The organism is Mesorhizobium sp. M0870, from assembly GCF_040319775.1.
GTDB lineage: Bacteria > Pseudomonadota > Alphaproteobacteria > Rhizobiales > Rhizobiaceae > Mesorhizobium.
Window position 1 is genome coordinate 12,541 of the sequence record NZ_JAMYOI010000028.1, and the last position, 21,640, is coordinate 34,180.

Annotated in this window: 18 protein-coding genes and 2 pseudogenes; 4 read left to right on the forward strand and 16 right to left on the reverse strand. The window is 58.4% G+C overall.

What is annotated here, in order from left to right; genetic code table 11:
- Window positions 1–407: 407 nt before the first annotated feature.
- The 13 genes from NKH97_RS26710 to NKH97_RS26770 form a co-directional block, all read right to left on the reverse strand.
- On the reverse strand, window positions 408–641 hold the full coding sequence (locus NKH97_RS26710) for an EscF/YscF/HrpA family type III secretion system needle major subunit (RefSeq protein ID WP_352633228.1): 234 nt from the start codon (window positions 639–641) through the stop codon (window positions 408–410).
- 13 nt (window positions 642–654) lie between these two features.
- Window positions 655–897: an EscE/YscE/SsaE family type III secretion system needle protein co-chaperone gene (locus NKH97_RS26715; protein WP_352633227.1), complete on the reverse strand. Its 243-nt coding sequence runs from the start codon at window positions 895–897 to the stop codon at window positions 655–657.
- The gene (locus tag NKH97_RS26720) at window positions 894–2,249 is read right to left on the reverse strand and encodes an FHA domain-containing protein (protein ID WP_352799112.1); all 1,356 of its coding nucleotides are present in this window, start codon (window positions 2,247–2,249) and stop codon (window positions 894–896) included. Before NKH97_RS26720 ends, NKH97_RS26715 begins: the two co-directional genes overlap by 4 nt.
- On the reverse strand, window positions 2,246–4,342 hold the full coding sequence (gene sctV, locus NKH97_RS26725; RefSeq protein ID WP_352799113.1) for a type III secretion system export apparatus subunit SctV: 2,097 nt from the start codon (window positions 4,340–4,342) through the stop codon (window positions 2,246–2,248). Before sctV ends, NKH97_RS26720 begins: the two co-directional genes overlap by 4 nt.
- Window positions 4,339–4,716, reverse strand: a complete 378-nt coding sequence (locus tag NKH97_RS26730) for a hypothetical protein (RefSeq protein ID WP_352633224.1) — start codon at window positions 4,714–4,716, stop codon at window positions 4,339–4,341. Before NKH97_RS26730 ends, sctV begins: the two co-directional genes overlap by 4 nt.
- Before the next feature lie 5 nt (window positions 4,717–4,721).
- Complete coding sequence (gene sctX / locus NKH97_RS26735) at window positions 4,722–5,150, reverse strand: type III secretion apparatus assembly protein SctX (RefSeq protein ID WP_352799114.1); 429 nt, start codon at window positions 5,148–5,150, stop codon at window positions 4,722–4,724.
- Window positions 5,151–5,239: 89 nt separating this feature from the next.
- Window positions 5,240–5,809 carry a TyeA family type III secretion system gatekeeper subunit gene (locus tag NKH97_RS26740; RefSeq protein ID WP_352799115.1) on the reverse strand — a complete coding sequence of 190 codons (570 nt, stop codon included), beginning with the start codon at window positions 5,807–5,809 and terminating at the stop codon, window positions 5,240–5,242.
- Between the two features lie 772 nt (window positions 5,810–6,581).
- On the reverse strand, window positions 6,582–7,361 hold the full coding sequence (locus tag NKH97_RS26745; protein ID WP_352657454.1) for an EscU/YscU/HrcU family type III secretion system export apparatus switch protein: 780 nt from the start codon (window positions 7,359–7,361) through the stop codon (window positions 6,582–6,584).
- Window positions 7,358–8,239: a type III secretion system export apparatus subunit SctT gene (sctT, locus tag NKH97_RS26750; protein WP_352799116.1), complete on the reverse strand. Its 882-nt coding sequence runs from the start codon at window positions 8,237–8,239 to the stop codon at window positions 7,358–7,360. The genes NKH97_RS26745 and sctT overlap by 4 nt, the downstream gene beginning before the upstream one ends.
- A gap of 15 nt (window positions 8,240–8,254) precedes the next feature.
- Window positions 8,255–8,518 (reverse strand): type III secretion system export apparatus subunit SctS, encoded by a 264-nt coding sequence (gene sctS, locus NKH97_RS26755; protein ID WP_352633219.1) that lies wholly within the window; start codon window positions 8,516–8,518, stop codon window positions 8,255–8,257.
- Window positions 8,518–9,180: a type III secretion system export apparatus subunit SctR gene (gene sctR / locus NKH97_RS26760; RefSeq protein ID WP_352799117.1), complete on the reverse strand. Its 663-nt coding sequence runs from the start codon at window positions 9,178–9,180 to the stop codon at window positions 8,518–8,520. Before sctR ends, sctS begins: the two co-directional genes overlap by 1 nt.
- Complete coding sequence (gene sctQ / locus NKH97_RS26765; RefSeq protein WP_352799118.1) at window positions 9,177–10,166, reverse strand: type III secretion system cytoplasmic ring protein SctQ; 990 nt, start codon at window positions 10,164–10,166, stop codon at window positions 9,177–9,179. Before sctQ ends, sctR begins: the two co-directional genes overlap by 4 nt.
- A 985-nt stretch (window positions 10,167–11,151) precedes the next feature.
- Window positions 11,152–12,099 carry a LysR substrate-binding domain-containing protein gene (locus tag NKH97_RS26770; RefSeq protein ID WP_352657468.1) on the reverse strand — a complete coding sequence of 316 codons (948 nt, stop codon included), beginning with the start codon at window positions 12,097–12,099 and terminating at the stop codon, window positions 11,152–11,154.
- 1,521 nt (window positions 12,100–13,620) lie between these two features.
- On the opposite strand from NKH97_RS26770, the gene NKH97_RS26775 reads away from it, so the two are divergent.
- The gene (locus NKH97_RS26775) at window positions 13,621–15,411 is read left to right on the forward strand and encodes an F-box protein (RefSeq protein ID WP_352799119.1); all 1,791 of its coding nucleotides are present in this window, start codon (window positions 13,621–13,623) and stop codon (window positions 15,409–15,411) included.
- A 686-nt stretch (window positions 15,412–16,097) separates the two neighbouring features.
- Here the strand turns inward: NKH97_RS26775 and NKH97_RS26780 are convergent.
- The 3 genes from NKH97_RS26780 to hemN form a co-directional block, all read right to left on the reverse strand.
- Window positions 16,098–16,526, reverse strand: a complete 429-nt coding sequence (locus tag NKH97_RS26780) for an isopentenyl transferase family protein (RefSeq protein ID WP_352799120.1) — start codon at window positions 16,524–16,526, stop codon at window positions 16,098–16,100.
- A 25-nt stretch (window positions 16,527–16,551) separates the two neighbouring features.
- On the reverse strand, window positions 16,552–16,677 hold the full coding sequence (locus NKH97_RS26785; protein ID WP_352633213.1) for a hypothetical protein: 126 nt from the start codon (window positions 16,675–16,677) through the stop codon (window positions 16,552–16,554).
- A gap of 271 nt (window positions 16,678–16,948) precedes the next feature.
- On the reverse strand, window positions 16,949–18,307 hold the full coding sequence (gene hemN / locus NKH97_RS26790) for an oxygen-independent coproporphyrinogen III oxidase (protein WP_352799121.1): 1,359 nt from the start codon (window positions 18,305–18,307) through the stop codon (window positions 16,949–16,951).
- Window positions 18,308–19,295: 988 nt separating this feature from the next.
- On the opposite strand from hemN, the gene NKH97_RS26795 reads away from it, so the two are divergent.
- The 3 genes and pseudogenes from NKH97_RS26795 (at window position 19,296) to NKH97_RS26805 (ending at window position 21,433) form a co-directional block, all read left to right on the forward strand.
- Window positions 19,296–20,453, forward strand: a complete 1,158-nt coding sequence (locus tag NKH97_RS26795) for a porin (RefSeq protein ID WP_352799122.1) — start codon at window positions 19,296–19,298, stop codon at window positions 20,451–20,453.
- Window positions 20,454–20,471: 18 nt separating this feature from the next.
- A pseudogene (locus NKH97_RS26800) lies at window positions 20,472–20,735 on the forward strand (thiazole synthase); the annotation flags it as partial.
- A 101-nt stretch (window positions 20,736–20,836) separates the two neighbouring features.
- Window positions 20,837–21,433: pseudogene (locus tag NKH97_RS26805) on the forward strand (thiamine phosphate synthase).
- Window positions 21,434–21,640: the final 207 nt, after the last annotated feature.

The window sequence follows — 21,640 nt, forward strand, 5'->3', positions numbered from 1 at the left end:
CAGAAAACGCGCCTTGCCGCCGGACGTGCCACGAAAGTTTCATCCAGTGGCGATTAGAGCCTCGGCTCCGCGCCACCAATGGGCGTTCAGCCACCCTCCCTAAAGCGGCCGTTGAACGCTTCGATCTAGGCGTTGCCGGTGGGCTTTCCCGGTCTGCTGACGTCGAGCATCACGCATTTCGCGTAGGCCTCGGGTCAAGGCCGCGGGCGCGGCCGGAGTGTCGTATCCGCCTGCATTTGCTGCCCGCGATTGACGCGTTGTGAAAGCGCATGCACGAGCCGTCACCCGCAATCGCTCCCGACCCTCGCTGAGGCAATCCTGCGCTCCATGCATAGGGGTGCACAGCGCTGCCAAAACAGCATGCCGGCTCGCATCAGAAATGAACTGCTGGTATCTAGCAAAAATCTTCAGCTGATTTTCTGGGACACCCCCTTCAGGGCGTCATAAATCAACTTTATCATGCCGGACTCCAAATTTAGGCTGAGGCTCCATTGCTGACTGATAGATTGAAGCTTAATAAGATCGGACGCGTTGCTGGGGTCCATGGAATTCAAGAAGCTGTTAAGATTTCTTTCTGCTGCAGCAGTGGCGCTTCCAAGGCTTCTGCTTAGATTAGGGCTGTGGCCGTGGTTGATTTCCATCTCTATCTCCAAGTTAGCGACATTTGTGTATCGGGATAGCTTCCCATGTCGCGTTGATCACCTCTTTCGCCGCATCTATCGCGTCCACAATGGCTGCCAAGACTTCGAATTCCTGCCTTAAAACGCCACCATCCATTTCACGCTTCAACGATTGCCGGCATGTATCGAATTCCCTCTCCAGGGCAGATCTCCTTGCACCGTCGAAATCACTTAGCAGCTGCCTTTGCAGCTCAAACTGGGCCATGATTTCGCTCATCCTTTCTCCTCCGCTATCCAACTGGGCGTGCTCTGATAAGGAACATGCACCTCATCCGCGCCGAGGCGCACAAAAACTCCGTCTCGATCGATGGCAACGATCTGGCCCAAGGTCTCGAGACGGTCGCCCACCTTCAGGCGCATTCCATTCTCAAGGACGATGAACGGGATTCGGCCGAGGTGTATACCTCTCAGCGCCGGCAATATGACCGGCGTGAACTGCGTCTCAAGCTGGATGTAGGGCGCGAACTTCTGCTGAAAGCGGGAAGCGACGTTCTCCCAGGCTTCAAAAGCAATCGCAGTCAGAGCGCCCGAAACGAGCAGGCCATCGGACTTCGTCAAGATGTGAGTGGAGCGACGGAGTTGGGCCGTCATGGCCGTCTCTAGAAAAGCGCGAGCGCATTCGGGTGTCACGATGGCGTTTTCAACTTTTCTTAGGCCTGGAATATCCTGCCGTAGGCGATGAAGCGCCGCCTCGACCTTCGCATCGCTGGGTCCATATCCTGTGATCGTGATGTGCCCGGTGCCGATCACCCGAACGCCACCTTCGATCCCGAAGCCGCGTATGACCGTCGTTACGAGATCGATGAGCTGCGAATCCGACACAGTGGCCGGTCGTTTCGATAACACTTCCGCTTCAACGCCGGCGTTGCTCAGGGCGGCCCTCAGCTTAGCATCGTCTCCAGGTCGTAGGTCTCCTGCGGTGTTGTCGTTGCGCGCGACGTCTAATTCGGGACTGATATCCGGCGCTGTCCTCATCGGGTCAGCGTCCGCCGCCGCTTTCAGGGCGGAGGGGGGACCTCGTCCTATTGCCGTCCAAACCCCGACGACCGGCGGAATCAGGAGAGCGCAAGCCACCGCGCCGAGCCGTAGTCGCCGCGTCCCCGAGCCCCTCATGAGATGTATCTGCCGGCCGTGCAGAGCCGCCGACGCCAGTTCGGGGCGGGCGGAACGATGCGTCGATCCAACCGGCTCCCTGCTTCGCACCAAGGGGTCGATCTCGGGAAAGCTGCTCCGGGCCGGGCCGATCGCAAAGATCGTCCGACCAACCTGCACTGGCGTCAGCGGTCCGAGCACTGTCCAGTCGTCTGTTGGGAGATCTTTGGCGCCGATGCGTACGCCCGGTGCGAGGGCAATAATATCGATGCGTCCCGCCTCGATGCCAATGCGAAGATGTGTGGCGGCCAGCTCTGGGTCGGCGAAGGTGAGGTCATCGGTATCACTTGCACCGATCGACCAGACTCCCTCCTCCAGTGACGTCTCTGCATCCCGGTTGGGACCGGACAGCACGCGCAAGATCAGCTGGGCATCATCGCCAGTGCCAGTAACGCTTTCCACATTCGGCTCACTCACGGCAGCGATATCCTTGCCAGCGGCTGTACCGAGATGTCGGGAGTAAGCTCCTGATAGGAGAGCACGGGTAGCGCACGAAGATCGACTTCGATGATCTTGCGCAAGTATCGCCGGATATCGATTGTAGTCAGCAGAACGGGCTGGTGTGACTGCTGGCCAACATTGCCCACCGCCTCCCGCACCTTATCAATGATTTGCCGTGTTGTGCCAGGGTCGAGGGCGAGATAACTGCCAGCGGACGTCTGCCGAATGGCATTACGCACCGTGTCTTCCACCTCCGGCGAAAGAATGTAAGCTGGCAACAGGTTCCTGCCGACCGAATGCCGGAAACAGATTTGCCTTTTCAGCGCACAGCGCACATGCTCAGTGAGCAGAACGGTGTCTTTTTCCTTCTGTCCCCATTCGACCAGTGCGGTGGCGATAGTGCGCATGTTGCGCAGCGAGACCTCCTCGGACACCAGTCGCTTCAAGATCTCAGAAATCGTCTGCAGGGGAACTGTCCGCAGCACCTCTTTTACGAGTTCCGGGAAAGATGCCTCCACGTTGTTCAGCAGAATTTTCGTTTCCTGGATTCCGATAAACTCGTCCGCTTGCCGGCGCAGGACATAACCAATGTGGTAGCTGATTATCTGAACCGGTTCCAAAAATGGGATACCGGCGGCTTGCAACGACTGGCGATGTGCGACGTCGACCCAGGTGGCCTCGATTTGAGGAAGGAAGGGCTTACCGGGAAGATACGGAATACCCACCATGTCGAGGTTCTCGGGGAGATCACGAGCCAGCAGGTGCTGCGCTGGTAAGGATCCTTCACCACATGGAATCTCGTTGACCATGATAGTGTACGTGCCATCTTTGTTGTTGTCGTTGACACGCAGATTAATGGCGGGAAAGGGAACACCGAGATCGAGAAGCAGCGCATGTCGCACAGCGGCCAATTCCTTGTTAAGCGAGTCCGGCCGGATGATGCCCTGAACGTCGCGACCAATGTCGACCATCACCGGGATCGTGAGCGTGATGGCATCCCCGCCTCCGCCGCCAGGTTCAGCCGGCCCGTCCGACGCCGTCTCAAGCGCTCTCATGCCGCCGATCGAGTAGGAACTCACCGACGGCGCAGAAGGCGCACGACTGCGCTGCAACAACCAGCCGCCGCCTCCAGACAATACTGCCAAGATAACGAAAATCATCGAAGGAAAACCAGGTACCAGCGAGAACAGGAGTAGGCTAAAGGATCCTACGATCAGCGCACGTGGCTGGGCAGTTACCTCATCTCCAATTTCGGTGCCGAGATCTGAGCCCTTGTCCTTGTCGCCCACCCTCGTGACGATGAAGCCTGCCGAGATTGAGGTGAAGAGAGCCGGGATCTGACTGACAAGGCCATCCCCGATGGTCAGGATCGTGTAAATCTCAAGGGCTTTGTGTAAGCCCATGCCCTTTTGCAGTGTACCGATTGCGAGGCCGCCCAAGATGTTGACGACGATGCTGATCAAGCCTGCGATTGCGTCGCCTTTGACGAACTTCATGGCACCGTCCATGGCCGCGTACAACTGGCATTCGCGCTCGACGGCGGTGCGGCGTCGACGTGCTTCTTGGATATCGATACCGCCCGCTCGCAGATCGCCGTCAATGCTCATTTGCTTGCCCGGCATCGCATCGAGCGAAAAGCGTGCAGCGACTTCAGCCACGCGCTCGGACCCTTTCGTGATGACCACAAACTGCACGATTGTGATGATCAAGAAGGTAACCGCACCCACCACGAGATTCCCAGCCACTACGAAATCGCCGAAAGTCTTGATGATCCGGCCGGCCTCCGTGTGCAGTAAGATCATGCGTGTCGCAGCGATGCCGAGCGACAACCGAAAGAGCGTTGTCAGCAAAAGCACCGACGGAAATGAGACGAACGCGAGGGGTGACTTGATATAGACTGCGACCATCAGCAGGAGCGCGGAGATTCCAAGGTTGACAGCCTGCAGCACATCCATCAGAACCGGCGGCAGGGGAATAATCATCATGAAGATGATCCCAATTAACAGCCCCGCCAGAATGATATCGTTCCGGCCAGTCGCAACAGCCAGGACTCCGTTGAGAAATTTCACACTGCCCTCCCCCACGACGCACCCGGCGCGGCCGCCTCTGTCAGCAGTATTGCGACCATTTGCTGACAGGCTCTCGCCTCGGACCTGAGGCCGAGTTTCCAACAGGCCTTGGCCCGCACCTGCATCACCCGGAATCGGTCCTTGCCATCCAGTGCATGGACAAGAAGCCGGCCCGCCTCAACAGCGGCTTCTTCGCAGTGCCCCGCTCGCAGCAACGCCAGACAGCGTGCCTGTCGTGCCCAACCCGGTCCAGAGTCAAGATGGTCGAGGGCGAGCAGAAGCTTGGCTGCATTGTGAAAGTAGCCAAACTTGAGGTAGAGATACGCAAGGGCCGATACAGCATCGCGCTTGTCGGAACTGAGGAGAGGCTTCATCAGCATTATCCTCGCATCAGAGCGCGGCAGGCGCTCTCGAAAAGAACTCGGTCGGCTAGCTCCTGATCAAGTACCGAGAGCGCGTCGCGGTACACCGCGCAATCTGAGTCCTGCGCCTGTGCTGCGAGATCGCCCAGCGATGCATGTGCGGCCTTGAGGGTCGTGGCGTATGTCGGCGAGTCGAGGACTCCGGGATTTGCGATCGGGGGGGCGAAGGCTGCCATCATCAGGTCGTCGACCGTGGGGGCGTCGTATAGCAGATCGAATTGTGAAGCCGGCCGAGTGTCGACCACGGGTTTGCGAACAGCTTCCAGCAGCGCCACAAGTTCGGTTTGGATCAGGCCGCCAAAGTCGAGGCGCGTTGGGCGCAGTTCCGCCGACCTACGCGCAGTCGAAGTTGAATGATTCAGGTTATCAAAGTTGATTTTATTCATGGATCACTGCGCTGTGGCATCAACAGCCTTGATGGGAACATCCGTGTTAAGACCAGCCCGAGCAAAAAAGCGTGAATAGGCGCCTTCGCTCATGCACTCTCTTCCTGTTCAATGCGGAGGTCCATTGCCGCCTCTACTGCCCGCAATGTCTTTTTTCGGGCTTCCATGTCGCGGTAGACCCCGACCGGAATCATCGCGAGAAGATTTCGGGATTCGCGCAGCACGGCGATGTGCAGATCCAATTGAACGGCAGAGATTCCAAACCTTTCCGGAATGGGAATGATCTTGGATGGACTAGGAACGGCATCTTCGACGAGCGGCAACAACTGCTGCATCACGCCGGTAGCGGTGATGTCGATCATACTTCGACGCTGTATCCGATCGACCATCTTTTCGCAGAACTCGTGCACGGTATCGAGCACCCGCAACGCCGACAATCCGCCGAGGATCTCACGCAGCCGGGCAGGCTCGACCGACGGACCAGCCGAAGCGATGTCCTGGCCGAGCGTACGTGTAAGAAAGGCGATATGCCGTGCAAAGCCCTCGACGCCAAACTTATTGAGGATCTCCCTATAAAGCCGAAGCGGTCCTGGGCCGCTGGAGAGCGTGGCCCGATAGAAATCATGCAGCTCTGCACCGACGCTCTGATCACCCGCCACTTGCGCTCTTCCTTTGCCTCCACAGCTTCAGTGCGCCATGAGTCCACGGGCACCGGGACAGGCTCGAATCGCCACCCGATCAGAATGGCTCGAAGCGGCGATTTCGGATCATGAATCGCCCTGGCTCGGTGCGCTCTGGCGACGGATCGCTTAGCGGCTGGCCAATCCTGTCCTTCTGGATCCCAGCGGCAATTCACTGTCCCACCCTTTGGGAGCAGACTTGCCATCCTTTCTGAGTGGTGCAAGGCTGCGCGGATCCACATGTTCCCATCAACTCGTTTCGGTGCTTGCTCCCATGGCAGTTACATCTGGGGAACACACCATCGAGCCGAACGGCCCGATTGGCTGGTGCGCAAGACAAACCGCCACAACAGTAGTATGATGTCATTCCACGGGCGACAAATATAAGCTCGTTATGTCTGCATATTCACAAAATATGAGCCGCCCGACGGAGCCACCAGCAGCAGCCGAAAGCTTTTGTTTTTCACCTTGAACGGAGATTTACGCGACCGATGGCCGGCTTTGGTTGCGCTTACCAAGCGCTCGGAGAAGCCCCGCGAATTTGCGTAAAACTGATGGAATAGACTCGTCTGGTCGTTGTCCGTCCTTTAGCAGCTGGCGCGCCATCGGAATGTTTCGCACGACCGGCACAGAGGTAGCCACAGCGCAGGCTTATGCCGCGGCGCGAGATCGGTACATTGCACCGATCAGAGGCAAGGGTGCGTGCCGCCGGTCGTAATAAAAACCACGGCAACATGCGTCGGATTGGTGATCAAGACGGCCGCCCTGCGCGCTTGGCCGAAATACCTTTTGCAAGCAACTCCACATGTAGTTGTTTGCGTTTTGCCATGGCCAAGGGATTGCCGACAGTCTCTTTGTATTCCCGCTTCACTTCATCCTTCGACATCATGTTTTTCTTGGTGAATTGCCAGCGCTCGAATGCGAAGTGTGCAATTGCCACCGTGAGAAAACTCAATGCGGTATAGATTGCGATACCGAGAAGCAGGTTACCTGTCACCGCCCTCAGGCAGGAGATTCCGCAACTCGGCGTCCAGACGAGTGCATGCATACCTTCTCGCAAAACAAGCAGCAGAACAGAGCCGAGTATCAGAATCTTTCCAATCGACTTGACCACTTCGATGAAGCTCGCCAGCGAAACGATCCTCCTGATGTTCTCACTGGGACTGAGCCTCTTCAGCGTCGGCGCGGCCGCCTTGGGCGCGAACATCGGGCCATTCTGTAGGGCGTTGGCGCCTACGCCGATCACCAGAACGATGCCGATGAAGGGCGCGAGCAAAAATTGTAGTTCGGCAACATAGGACCGCAGAAGCTTGTGAGTGACGCTCAGGAGGTCACCCTCGAGAAGCGGTATAGGCAATAGGATCATTGCCTCGAGCCGGTCTATCATGCCAGACAAGGAGGCAAAGAACAGGGTGAAGAATGCGATGGTCAGCGCCGCGGATACGACTTCATTGCTCCGAGGCACCTGTCCCTTCCTGCGCAGGGCGCGAAGCCTTTTGGGAGTAGGCTTTTCCGTCTTTTGGCCGTTCATGGCAACCATTTCGCGACGAGGTTGAATACGGCGAACTGTGATGGCACGTATTGATCCGCCTCGGCCAGAACGATTGTGAGCGAAAGGATCAAGAGCAGGAGGGCCACCGCACTCTTAACCGACATGGCGATAAAGAAGACCTGCAGTTGTGGTGCGAAGCGGCCGATCAGTGCCAGACCGATTTCGCTGAGGAACATGGCAACGATGGCTGGACCGGCGAGAAGTAAAGTCAGTAGCATGACAACATCTGCGAGATGCAGAACCCCCGTAGCAAATGCCGGACCGAATGCAGGCAGCAAGCTCCACAGAGGCCAGACGTCGTGGGAGCGATAGAGCGTATTGATCAATTCGGAGAAGCCCCCGGTGACAAACAGTGAGGTGACGAAGAGCTGCGCCAGCAGCGTTCCAAGCGGCGAGACCTGATTGCCGCTGGCCGGATTCAAGAGGCTGACCATCGCGGCGCCCCTCTGGTTGTCAACGAAGGTGCCCGCCGCCTCAACACCCCAGACAGTCGCGGCAATCGGCATACCGAGTACGATCCCGAGTAAGAGTTCCTTCAGCCCCAAGCCAAGGAACATCTGCAGATGCCAAATCTCGAGGTTCGCGGGCCTGGTTGCCCAAGCATGCGCCATCACCGGGAGGCTCAATGCCATGATTACGCCGTTCCGCGCCAGTCCGGTTACAATGCCACGCCCCAAAAAGGGTATAATCAGCATCATGCCCGCAGTACGCGTGGATGCGAGTGCAAAGACGACAACGGCAGTATGCAAGAGAGACGGATCAATTGCGACATGGGGCGGATCAGATAAGTTGATCGAGAGCGACTCGTTGGAATGGCCCTCATAGTCACCGCGCGAGATAACAGACCGATTGAGCATCTCCCACCTTTGCACTTACATCGCTGCTATCTTGTCGAAGATGTTCAGCGTATACTGATACAACTCCCCACTGATCCAGCTCCCAGTTGCCAGCAGAACCAGGCTTACGCATATCAGTTTCACCGCGAACGGAAGCGTCTGCTCATGAATTTGGGTTAGCGCCTGCACCACGCTGACAACCAGCCCGACCGCTGTAGCGACGACGATCATGGGCATCGATAGAATCAGAGTCAGTTTCAGCGCGTCGATGGTAATGTTGGCGAGAGTGGCGGTACTCATCACGATGGTCCCGCATAGGACAGTACCAGGCCGTGGATCAGGCGCTGCCATCCGTTCACAGCGACGAACAAGAACAGCTTGAACGGCAGAGAGATTGTCATCGGTGAAACCATCATCATTCCCATTGTCAAAAGAATATTCGATATGATCAGGTCTATGACGATGAAAGGCAGGAATAGTAGGAAACCTATCTTAAACGCATCCGCCAACTCGGATGTGATGAATGCCGGGATCAAAATCATAAAATCGCTATCAGTAACCGCGGCGGCGTCCGCTTCGCGCCATAGTTCACGGGTGGTCTGGGCGAAGAATTGTCGTTCCTGTCGCGACGTGTTCTTCAGGAGAAAGTCGCGAAATGGCTCTATAACTAGCGGTATGGTTTCGCCGAGCCCACGGAGATCTTCAAACGCGATCTCTTTGTTGCGCACTGCTTCATATGCGTTTTGGGCCGCTGGCTGCATAATATAAACGGAGAGCAGGATGGCGACCGCATTCAGTGCCATGTTCGGCGGGATGTTCTGAATGCCGAGAGCATTGCGGACCAGGCCGAACACGACCACCAGTTTGACATACGACGTGACGGTAATCGCAAGGAATGGGACGACTGCGAGCGCCCCGGTCAAGACGATCAAGACAACGGGATCAGGCAACCCGGTGTTCATGGCTCGCCGCGTTGTAGGCGCATGTCTAAGACACGCACACCGGTTCGATCGGCGATGCGCACCAACTCGCCCGCAGCGACCACCCTGCCGTTAACTCGCAAAGTGATATTGCTCGTTGCGTCGAAACCAAGATCCAGTACTTGGCCCACAGCGAGTTCACGAAGCTGCTTGAATGACATGGTCAGGCGTCCAACATTCACATCGACCGGTAGGTCGATGCTGTCGAAGGTTTCCGGAGGGAGAGGCTCTGGTTTTTCCATCATGTGGTCCACTGCTGAAAGGACTGCGAGGCGGCCGTCCATGATCGAGGCCCGAAATCGTGAATTGCCCGATAGGCACAGCAGTACGGTCATCGCGCCGTTACGAGCGACCGGTGAGGTGTCGAGCAGGATGATGTCACTCGGCGCGAGTGCTTGTAGTTCCGCCAAGGCAAGGGTCACGCGAGCGACCCTCAGATCGAGAGAGAAGGCCAGATCGTCGAGCACTGTGCACACGACCGGCAGCGCATCGCAGCAGCAGTCGGCGATCCAATCGAGCCCGCCGGCACCGAATTCTACAAGCCCGAGGAGTTTGTTTGCCCCCCCCAAGCGAACAAGCCTAACTGCGTAGGGAAGCACTCCGCTGATCTCGGACGACGACCAGATGGGCCGCTCACCGCACCATCGTTCCACCTGAACCGCTATATCGCGCAGGACGGTGTCAAACAGAATTTCCCGCAAGCTGTCATCCAGTGGCAGCGACGTGATGTCTGGCCAATGTCTCACCGCTTTGGACGGAAGGAGCGTCGGGTCGATCGAGATGCGGAAATCATGGCCATTCAGGCGCAACATAAACCGACGGCAATCTATCGGAACACGCGGTGGTGTCGAATCCGGCATGACGGCTGCCACGTCGATGCCGGTGAGGCTGAAAGCAGCCGGCAAGCGAGCTGCGAGAAGCGAAATGGCGGCGGCCTCTCGCGAACTATAGCAAGGCAGATCGATCACGTGCCTTCTCGGCTATTCATTCACGAGGCGGGTAAGCTGCCCAATGACGCGATCGGTTTGGGCAGGCTGTTGATGCAAATCATCGGGTTCCAATGAATCCTTCTCGTCACGGCAACGGATGTCCCGAATGATTGCACTTGCGGGAAGGCCATCCGCTCAATCGTTGAGCTGTCGTTTACATCCAATCGACCCAACGCGGGCCAGACGCAAATACCGTGTCGATATTGGATCATCCGCCATTCTTATGAATGAGCTCTGACGTACATTCACCCTCATGGTCTTGATAGGCAGTGGCGACTCAGAATCAAAGGCGTAACGTGCAGCAAGGTCAAGGTTGGCGGGGCACGCGCTGATCAGGATCCCAGACGCAACAAACGCGGGCCATCGCAGCCTGAAGCCCGCCTGCAGCCGCTTGTTGATGCTTTTCGGCCAGCCGAGAAAGCATGACCTCACAGTTCATTGGTGATCGACTAGCCTTGCGGGTCGACACATGATCAACGTACATTTCGCAAGCGTCGCAAAAACCCGCTCCGAACGCTGGCGCTGAATAGCTCGGTGGAAAGGGCCGGCCAGGTCCTACGAACCCGGAGCTCAAGCTTGCCGATACGGCTGAGAGGGGGGCCGTAATAGCCCGTCCGATCGCCAAAGTGTCTCCGGTGTAGGCTCCCCCTTAGAACACCCAGCACCTCGTCCATCTGGGCTTGAGAACCTCCTCCATCACCGCACCGATCACGCAGACCGGGGTTCGAACGCAGGTTCGAAAGCAGGATGTCTTGGAGGGCAGCGCTGCCGATCTTACTTTCAGCATTTGGTCGGGTGGCGATGTCTGGGGCAATCAGGTGAAATGAACATCATCAACCGCCATGTGCGCCATGCGCAGAAAATTGCAACCGGAAGCGCTCGCAGGGCATCAGCTGAAACCAGCTCAGTGGGTCTGTAGCGAAATCGCTCGGTCGCCAAAGAGATGTCGTCCAAAGACAGGCCCCTACTCGCCTCTGGACAATGATTGAATTGGAACGCGCTCCCATTCGAAGGGCCGCGCTTCGCTAAGATGCTTTTCTATCTGCGTGACGAGCAGGGCACTTGCCGCCTCAGCGGCGGAGGTGAGCGGCATGTTGGCGGATGAGATGAGGCATGCCGTCAGATGTATCGGCGGATCGATGACCGCGGGCCTCAGAGCTTCGTGGCCTGGAATATCCGAGAAATCCCCCTTGGGAACGATCGCGCTTGCTACGCCGGCTTTGACTAAGGAGAGCACGCTGTAGAGTGTATCAACCTCAGCCACGCAGTTGGGTAGCACGCCGGCCACTCCAAATGCCCGGTCCAGTGCGTCACGCATCATATGCGGCCGTGCCGGCAGCACGAGAGGAAGTGCCGCCAGCTCCTCGAGGGACACGCAAGGCGCGACGTCTTCTGTGTTGGCAGGCTGGACAAGATAGAGGCGCTGGCGGAACAGCGGTTTGCGGGAAACGCCGAGGGTAGGTGTATCCTCGAAGACCATGCAAACGTCGAGCGAGTGCGATTCAACGAGCGACCTAATGCGGAGAAAATCCCCAGTGACCAAGCGCAGGGTCACTTTGGGGAGTGCCGTCCTGCAGGCGCCCACCAAGGTGGCAGCGAGGGAGACGGCGAGCGTCGAAGACATGCCGACCCCGACCGAACCTTCTGGCTCTCCCTCCGCGGAGCGAATGATGCCGCGCAGTTGCTCTATCCGCTCCAAGATGGAGACGGCCTCCCGGTAGAAGGCCTTGCCCGCACGGGTCGGGCAAACGCCCCGTGCGCTGCGATGCAACAGGGTGGCGCCGAGCCTGGCTTCAAGCCCAGCGATCTGTTGGCTGAGGGCCGGCTGCGCCACATGGATAGTGGCCGCTGCCCGGCAGAAGCTCCCAGCATCAACGATGCTCACGAAATAGCGGAGGTGGCGTAGCTGCATGGGATAGTCTTGGCAGGGGTGAAGAGAATTAGAATACGGCTGTATCCGCTCATGGCTGCGGCAGCAGCGCCCCTGCTTTTAGCCGAGAGTGACCCCATTCCGCACTGGCTGGCGACCACCACATTTTGCACACACTGCGGGGTTCCAGCGATACATCAGTTCCCGCACTATAGTCCACGGTTGTCCCTCGCTTAATGCTTGGGGCCGGTACAACCCGTCCCTGTTTCAACATATCATTTTCCCGGCAACCGCCACCTTGCTGACGACCAGAGGAGCACTTAATCGCGCCTGTCTTCCGAAATTCACCAGGGAGCCAAGCGGATAGTCGCAAGGAGCATTCACTCACGATCCCATATTGTGAACTCGCCCTCCGGCACCCAATCTTTTCATGCTGCGACAAAGCACAGCAAGATCGACAAAGCACAGCAAGATTCAGACCAGTTTGCGCAACCGAATATACAGGTCGCTTTGGTGGGCATTGGTTCCGTTTGCAACAGATTGGGGGGTTGTTGACATTCGGCATGCCACTTTCGAACGAAGCGGAGAGATCGATATATCGAAGCGGGCAAGCAATCGCGGAGCCCGCAACTTACCTTGCCGGATCGTTGCAGCGAGCATTACCGACACAGCGTTCGACTTCGATTAAGGCGTCATCCCACCAGGGCAGGCGAACTCGCCGAGGTCGCCGGGCAGAAGGAGCGGAACCTTGGCCCGCGCGAAAGACGCTCTGACGCCAGTTCTTTCGTGACGACCGCAGACCGATCTGCGCTGCGATCTAGAGGGTCTGGCCGCTGATCGAAGAGCTTTATGTGCCGGTTTGCAAGCTCGTCGCGCACATGCCGGATCGGGCGCAGAGCGATGAGATGGGTCTCCTGCACAGGAAATCGTCAACCGACTGGAAACTCAACGATGGATACCACATACAATCGATCCAGAATCCCAGCAATTTCAACCAGGCTCCAAACGGCGCGGGGCAACGCCGCAGGCAGAAGCTCCGCCGTGGCCAGTGCCGACATCCACGCCGCTGACTAAGCAGGTAAAGTCTCCATCCCCTCGACATAAGCGCTCGGATCAATGTCGATCGTTTGAAGCGGTACGTCTTTTGCATGAAACCATTTTGACGATGAAGACGGTCCGAGACATCGAACTGATGCCTCCCACAAACCACAGGAGCGCCCCGACGAGCCATGATGCTGAACATCTCCCAGGTCCGTACTGCTGGTGACTCGGAATTTCCAAATGCTGGTTGTTTCTAGCGGTTTGACATTCGCCACCATTGGTGCCGCCGATGTTGGTCAAGTCGTTGGAGGGCCGCCTGGAACTGGCGGCTTTCATCCGGATCTCCTTTGACAGGGCAGCTCACCGCATGGTCGATAACCGAAAGCAACTTGTCGGATCGAGCAATTCGCGGGCTCAACCTCGTCAAGCCAGCGACGCTCTAGGAACTGCCCGATCCTTGAGGATTCCGCTGCGCGATAATCACGATGATCTCATTCAGTTGGTAGCAATAGGAGGTGAATCATGAGGGGCATTGAGGAGCGTGGCAAGGCGCCCATCTCGGCATTCAACCCCGTCGAGCGTGATATCAGGGACAATTCTCTCATCGGACCGCCGGCTGGCGTTGAAGGACCCGGTCAATCATCCTGTTCTGTGGTGGAGCAGACGCGCTCTGAGCCTCAAGATCAAGCGTTTCGTCCTCTGAGCAGCCAGCACACCAGCAGTATCCTTGATCTGCCGCCGGAGATTCTCGGTGAGATTGCTCAGCGGCTCAGCCCGATCGGTCTGCTGAGCATGTCACAAACAAATCAACAGCTGCGTGTGGCAGCCATGATAGTCGCGGCGCCTCAAGAAACGCGTCAACGGGCTATCCAGGTTCAGGCGATCTGGAGCAGGCTGACGCAACCCCAACCCGGCGCCCCGCTGCTGATGCAGCCCGGCGTGATGGAATCACTCGCGCGCAACTTCAATTGCCTCACCAGAGTGCAGCTGGAGCACCTCGTCGCGCTAGTCGAAACGGTTGACCAGTCGAAACGCGGCTCGGTCCTCCGAGCCCTCGGCAAGGGCACAGGAGGGCTTGCGCCCGAGCTCCAGCAGCGCGTGGTGGCGCTTGCCGAGGGACTGCTTCACCCCTGCATTCGTGCCTCGGTCCTATCGGGCTTCGGAGCGTGTGTGGCAAGGCTTGCGCCCGAGCTCCAGCAGCGTCTCGTCGCCCTGGGCGAGGGAGTTGGGCCCTTGTATAGCTACTTGGCGCTGCAGGGCCTCGGAACAAGCGTGGCAGAGCTTGCGCCGGAGCTCCAGCAACGTCTCGTCGCCCTCGCCGAGGGGGTCCCGCCCAAGGACCGTGCTTCGGCCTTGAGGGGCCTCGGAGCGGGTCTGGCAGGCCTTGCCCCCAAGCTCCAGCAGCGTCTCGTGGTCCTGGCAGAAGGACTTGGCGACCATGATAGTCGCGGCTCGGCGTTGAGGGGCATCGGATCGGGTGTAGCAGGACTTGTCCCCGAGCTCCAGGAGCGTCTCGTCCTCCTCGCCGAAGGGCTTGCGCCCTGGCCTCGGTCCAAGGCCCTGGAGGGCCTCGGAGCAGGTGTGGCTGGGCTTGCCCCCGAGCTTCAGCGCCGTCTCGTCGTTCTCGCCGAGGGGCTTGACCAGCCCGGGGACCGCGCTTCGGCCTTGAGGGGCCTCGGAGCGGGCGTGGCAGGCCTTGCCCCCGAGCTCCAGCAGCGTCTCGTCCTTCTCGCCGAAGGGCTTGAGCCTTGGTCTCGGTCCAAATCCCTGGAGGGCTTCGCAAAGGCGGTGGCAGGGCTTGCCCCCGAGCTCCAGCAGCGTCTCGTCGTCCTCGTCGAAGCACCTGACGACCCTGGACGTCGCGCCGCGGGCCTATTGGGCTTCGGACCGGGCTTGACAGCGCTTGCACCTGAGCTTCAGCAGCGTCTCCTCGTCCTGGCCGAAGGGCTCGGTCCGTCCCAGCATCGCGCTTCGGCCTTGACTGGCCTCGGAGCGGGTGTGGCAGGGCTTGCACCCGAGCTCCAACAGCGTCTTGTCGTCCTCGCGGAGGGGCTCGCCCGGCCTACAGATCGCATCACGGCGCTATGGGCCCTCGGAGCGGGCATCGCAGGGCTTGCCCCCGAGCTCCAGCAGCGTCTTGTCGCCCTCGCCGAGGTTTTCAACCTGCCCATAGAACGCGTCTCGGCTCTCCGAGCCCTTGGAGCAGGCATGGCGGGGCTTGCGCCCGAGCTACATTGGCGCATCGCTGCCATGGCCGACGGCCTTCACCAGGGGGTGCATCGGGCTCGCGCCTTCGCAGCGATATTGCCTTAAGAGGTGAGATAATCCGAAAGTAGGTCCTACGGACGTCTTCAACGGAGGGTGAAATGAGCCGGAGCCGATAGCAGGGGATGACCTGTCGGCGACAATCTGGGTTCTCATGATATTTTGTGCGTGTTGACGTTGCCACTGCGATCAAGTCCGGATTGAAGTTCATGGCCCACTCAGAGGACGGCATTACGTGATTCGCAGCTGCTATTGGAGCATGAGGCTGGGTTCTCGGTCGCGGATCTGTGAGGCAAGCACGGGTAAGCGACGGCTCGACCCACCATTGGGAAGGCCGGCTTCGGCGGCACGGAGGTGTCTCTGGCAACGCATCTGAAGAGCCTGAAGGACGAGAACGGCGGCTGAAGCGGCTCCCGGGCGGACGCCATGCTCGACAAGGCGCCCGTTGCAGGCTTAATACCCCGTCGTGCGCATCAGTCATAGCAGCGCCAGGACAGCGTCGCCCTCGCGATGTCCAGTCAAGATTCGCACACCGCCGCAAATCTTGCGGCCCACGCCGAAAGCGTACCGCGCCATCACTTGCCATCGCATTCCAATCCCATGCCCGAATGAGCGGTTCAGTCATGTGGCCTCCTCCGTATCCACCGTAGCAAGAGCAATGCTTCCGCTGCCACACGGCTTATGTCGCCCAGCACCAGTCTTAGTCTTGCTCCCGCAGACACTTAACATAATTATCAGGAGCTACCGTCCCAGCACCGCAGCGAGTTAGGGAGGCTCCCACTAAGCTGCCATTCTGAAAAATCGCCTTCTTGCCAACGTTGTTGGAGCTCTTCGCGAAGGCGCGGCATTTCGCTGATGGTCAGGCTGTGCTCTCTCGCAAAACGAATGGCGCAACGATATCCGTCAAAGTATTCTAACGTGGGACGGACTGCATCGTCATTCCAGTGAGCCACAAGTTCCTGTAGCGATGAAGGTCGTCCTTGTCTTGGGACAAACATGTCTGTGACCCGATGCTTTGCTCTCTCTACAAAGGCGTCGGAGTTGCCGAGCCGCAACCGCCTTACATGCCACTGAAAGCGCCAGCCCGATGCTGACTCGCGCATGTGAATTGAGAAGGGAGACGAGCTGGCTTCGAGTGAGCCCTGGCTGAGATCTAAGCTCATCCACGTGCATGATCAGCTTACGCAGTCACGGCGTGGATGTGCCCGCGGTTAGGGGGCGTATCCAAGTAAACCCGCTGGGTAGATTGCAATTCGGGATCCCAGGCACCCCCGCTGCCCATAGCGTTTGAGAACAGCATTGTACACGATCCAACGCAATGACCGGCCGTCCGGTCTCTCGTGCAATTTAAATTGAAACGTCTGTCTTGCCGCTGCAGGTCGGCCCGTAAATCAAATGGATTAGCATGTGTTTACCGCTAGAAGCCCTAGTTTTGCGAACTAACTGCCGACAACACACTGGATAGGCTGTTCTCGTCGTTCGGTCCAGTTCACCAACGCCTATGTCGACATTTTACGGCGCTTCACTACTAACCGGGCACCGCACGATGGCAGCTCGTTCTCTCCGGCAAAAGGTACTCCCTGTGTTAGCTTCCGTGTGTGTGCTTGCCCTCAACTGCGGGATACGTAAGGCCATCCCTAAAAGCATCGAATGCGGCAGCGACAGCGCGAATCCCAAAGCGATGCTCCCGCCGTACGCGGACAAAACCGTTTTCGAAGTCCACTATTCCGTCCTTGGCCAGCATCGCCAAACGCTCATCTGAACCGCGAAGACGGATCGGATCAGATCCGTGGGCGACACAGATTGCCGGCACGTCAGCCTCGAAATCGCACATTAATCGCTCGATGATTGCGGCTCGCACGCGGTCGTCGTCTGTGAGGCGATGGCCCTTCGATGTCGCCAGTCGGCCAACTGCGATGTGCCGGATGTAGATATCCCGTGTAACTTCGTTTTGAACGTACCCCTGGCCGATGCGGCCGATAGCCGACGCGCCGAAACCGATCAGGGTTCTGCAGGTATCGGCAGAGTAGCCCAACGAGTTACGTCGCAGGCGACCGGTTTCCTGTGCCAGCGCGAGCTCGTCGTCCGGCAAGGCGAAATGGTCGAGCCCGATCTCCCGGTAGCCGGCGGCAACCAGCGTCACGGCGACAGCCGCATACTGTTCAGCGCGGGCAGCGCTGTCGGGAAGAAATTCCGCCTCGATGAGGCGCTGATTCTTTACTTGGGATGGGATGTGCGAGTAGCCGAACAAGGCAAGCCGGTCGGGGCGCATGGCGACCGCCGCCCTCACTGTCTCGACGCACGACTCCACCGTTTGATGCGGCAGGCCGTAGATGAGGTCGAAGTTGATGCGGCTTACTCCATGCCGGCGCAGCACTTCCACGGCAGCCGACGTCTGGGCCTCGCTCTGGATTCGGTTGATCGCTTTTTGAACAATGGGATCGAAGCTCTGTACGCCCAGGCTCGCGCGGTTCACGCCGGCCGCTCCCAAGCGTTCCGCCATCTCGGGCGTGAGCGTGCGTGGATCGATCTCGATGGCGACCGTAGCTGTTTTCGAGATGGCGAAGCGGCATCGCAGGAACTCCATCAGAGCGAGGAACTCGGCTGGTCCGATGAGAGACGGCGTTCCGCCGCCGAAATGTATGTCGCTCACGGGCAGCGTCTTCGGCACTCGCTCCGAAACCAGACGGATCTCGTCACGCAGCGCCGCCAGATAGTTGAGGATGGGCGCATCATGGCGGGTGATGGTGGTTGGGAAGCCGCAATACCAGCAGGCTGATCGGCAGAACGGAACGTGCAGATAGAGTGACACCGGATCATCAGCCGGCAGGTTCCTGAGCCATTCCTCATAAGCCTCGGCGCCGACCGCCCCAGAGAACTCCGACACAGCCGGATAGATAGTGTACCAAGGCAGCCGGGCCTCTCGAAATTTCGTGGTCTGCAACGGTCACCGTCCCATGCTGATAACATCCAACCTTACCGCTGCGCTGGCCTGCGTCTTTGCGCTATGTCAGTCCGTCCCGCTTTGGGCTCGAAATTTTTTAGCAATGGCCGCCGTTCAGTCTTGGCTGGACAGCGATGGTCTGAGCGCACTCGGTCAGCGACTGACGATGGTGTTCCCGCCGAAACCCTCACGCGAATCGTTTTTCCACCGCGCGTGGGAGATTCTTCTGAGCGCAGATGCCGCCTCCGATGAGACAATACGGTGTTGGATCCAGACTTTGCACGCCAGCTAGCGCCGCCCATAATGATCTCTGCCGTCTCGATGAGCTCGTTGTGTGAATTGCTGGCAAGAAGCATTAGCTGTGGCGCGCCGCTTTCAGGACGAGAACCTGCTCGACGCGACCGTCAGGTCCGCCGCAATGCCAAGGCTGGCGCCTACTGACTCAGTGGTGCAAGGCTGCGGCGCGTGGTTATCGACCATCAGCTCGCCAAAGTGACGGCGTCGTACCGAGCGGTGGCCGCCAGATGATGCCTCAACGGCGGGGCTCACAGCAAACAATGCCGTCGCCATTAAGCCAAACTGTCGCGAAGCGAACAGACGAACCGTAGCCGAAACGTTTGCCGTTCGTGCTTGGGTGGATCCGCAAGGCAAAAAGAACGGAAGCGCGAACCAAGGTCCGCCCGCACATTTGAGCTTCAAGCCGCATCTGGGTCGTCAGGGTGGCACGTCATTTGCAGTAGTACCCTTTGTGAGGCCCGCCGCGGAGGTGAAAAGGGTAATTGTACAAAAATGTTGTATGATCGTCTGGAGTGATAACTACTTAATAAATGTGACAGCAAGTCTCAACCACATTCTAAATTCTCCTAAGCATTAGCACGGCAGGTGCAGCAACACTCCTAGAATTAAGCTTGGTTCGCTGTCAATCGTTCGCTTAGCAAAAATCATTCATCGGTCTCGATTCCTTTTACTATTTAGACGGAGATCAACAATGACCATTGGGAGCCTCCTCCTCGGCTCAACTGCGGCACTGATCGCCGCTTCCGACGCTCGCGCCGTGATCATCGTCCCCGAGCCTGATCCCACTGAGTACCTCAAGATCTGCGACGTCTACGGCTCCAGCTACGTCTATATTTCAGGCACCGAGACCTGCCTGCGCATCGGCGGCTATCTTAGCTACTACGTGGGCTTGGGCGATGTCGGATTGTTTTACCACGCAAGAACCTCAGATGTGAGGACTGGTGAGGATCAGGGTACATGGCAAAACAATACGCGCTTCACACTGAAAGCTTGGACCGGCCAGGAGACCGAACTCGGCACGTTGAAGACCTACACCGAAACCCGCGTGAATTTCGGTAACCGCCACACTTCGGTGTCGGACAGTTCTCGGTCCTATGCCTTCAATGGAGACAGCATCTTGACTTTCGCCTGGATTCAGCTTGGTGGCCTCCGAGTTGGTAAGGACTGGTCGGCCTTCGACATGTTTATTGGCGGCGCGGGTGACGTACTCAACCAGACGCCGGTTCCGTACGGCGCTTTCGATACCAATGTGGTCCAGTACTACTTCGACGCCGGGAACGGCTTTTCGGCCGTGGTTTCGCTCGAAGAAGGCTCAGGCGTGGTCGGCACAATCGACAACTACGCTCCGCACATAGTCGGCGGCTTGAAATACACACATGGCTGGGGAGCGATCACCGGCGTTGCTGGTTATGATAGCAACTACGAATCGGTGGCCGCCAAGGTCCGTGTCGACATCAATGTCACCAACGAACTGTTGCTGTTCGGAATGTTCGGCTACGGTTCCAATGGCAAGCTCAACGACGACTCCATGAACGCGATCGACGCTCATGGTCGCGGCTTCTATAAGATTTGGGGCGGGAACTGGGCTTTCTGGGCTGGCGCCGCTTACGAGCTCAACCAGACAACTTCGTTCAACCTTCAGCTCTCGGGTGATCAGCTCAAGAACTATGGTGTCGCTGCGAACGTCGCCTACGCGCTTCTTCCAGATTTCACAGTTACGGCTGAACTCGACTATGACCGCTACGGAGGCTCCGCCGTCGGAAAGGTGAAAGCTTCCGAAGTGAACTGGACCCATGCCAACAAGAAGAGCAGTGTCGGCGGTATCCTACGTTTCGAACGCTCATTCTAATGCGATGAAGCGTTGAGCTCCGAGGTCCAGTTGATGCGCGGACATTTCCCCTACATTCCGTTGATTGTGGATGCACGGCCCGGACGGCCGTCGTACGCGGCGACCGTCATGGAGCTCGGGTTTGACGCCGTGCTCCTGAACAGGGCGGTCCCGAGGGCGGCCGATCCGGTCGGCATGGCGCGTGCGTTCGGCAAAGCGGTCGATGGCGGTCGTGAAGCTTTCAGCTCGGGAATGCTCGAACCGCGCTACCCACCGACGATCGGCAGGGCCGTCTTCTCATGAAGTCGTGGACGTGCCGGCGGGATTGACCGGCTGGTGCCGCTCGGCGTGAGTCTGGTGCAGCTCCGGATAAAGGATATGGACGAGAAAGGACTGCAGACGGAATCCGCCGCGCGAACGACGCCTGCGCGGTCCATGGTTGCCAAGTGAGCGTCAACGACAATTGGCGCACGGCAATCGAGGAAGGCTGCGACTTCGTCCATCTTGGTCAAAAGGATTTGGCTGCCGCCGATGCTGACGATTAAATACGCCGGATTGAAGCACGGCTTTTCGATCCACGATCACACCGAACTGGAAACGGCGCCAGTGAGCCGGAGTATGTGGCGCTCGGCCCAGTCTATCCAACTAGCCTCAAGAAGATGAATGGGCGTCGCAAGGGCTCGAGCGGATCAGCGAGTGGAAAGCACCAGGTCGCGCCGATCCCATTGGTCTCCATCGGCAGCCTCAACCTGACCGGCTCGAAGGCGGTTTTCGAGGCTGGCGCGGGAAGCGCAGCCGTGGTCACCGACTTTGCGCTGAACGACGCCCCAGAAGCGCGCACGCGAGAAGGGATCGAAAGACAGAGCAATGGCGCTGAGGCGAGAACCGCATGTGCTCGTTGTTGTCGGGTCAGACTCCAGGGGTGGGGGCTGGAATTGCCCGCGAGATCGAGACGATCGCTTGCCTTGGCGTGCGCACCTGCCTTGCTGTCAGCGCGCTGACGGTGCAAACCCATGAAGACGCCTTGGAAATCCAAGTTACGCAACCCGGTCTGGTGGCGGATCAGATGCGCGCTACGCTTCAGCCTAACAGAGTGGCCGCCACCAACATCGGCATGCTCGCAACGGCTGAGATCGATCGTCGCTGCGGTTGCCACTGTGCTGCGCGAATATCCGCGCATACCGACAATCCAGATCCGGTGCTGCTTA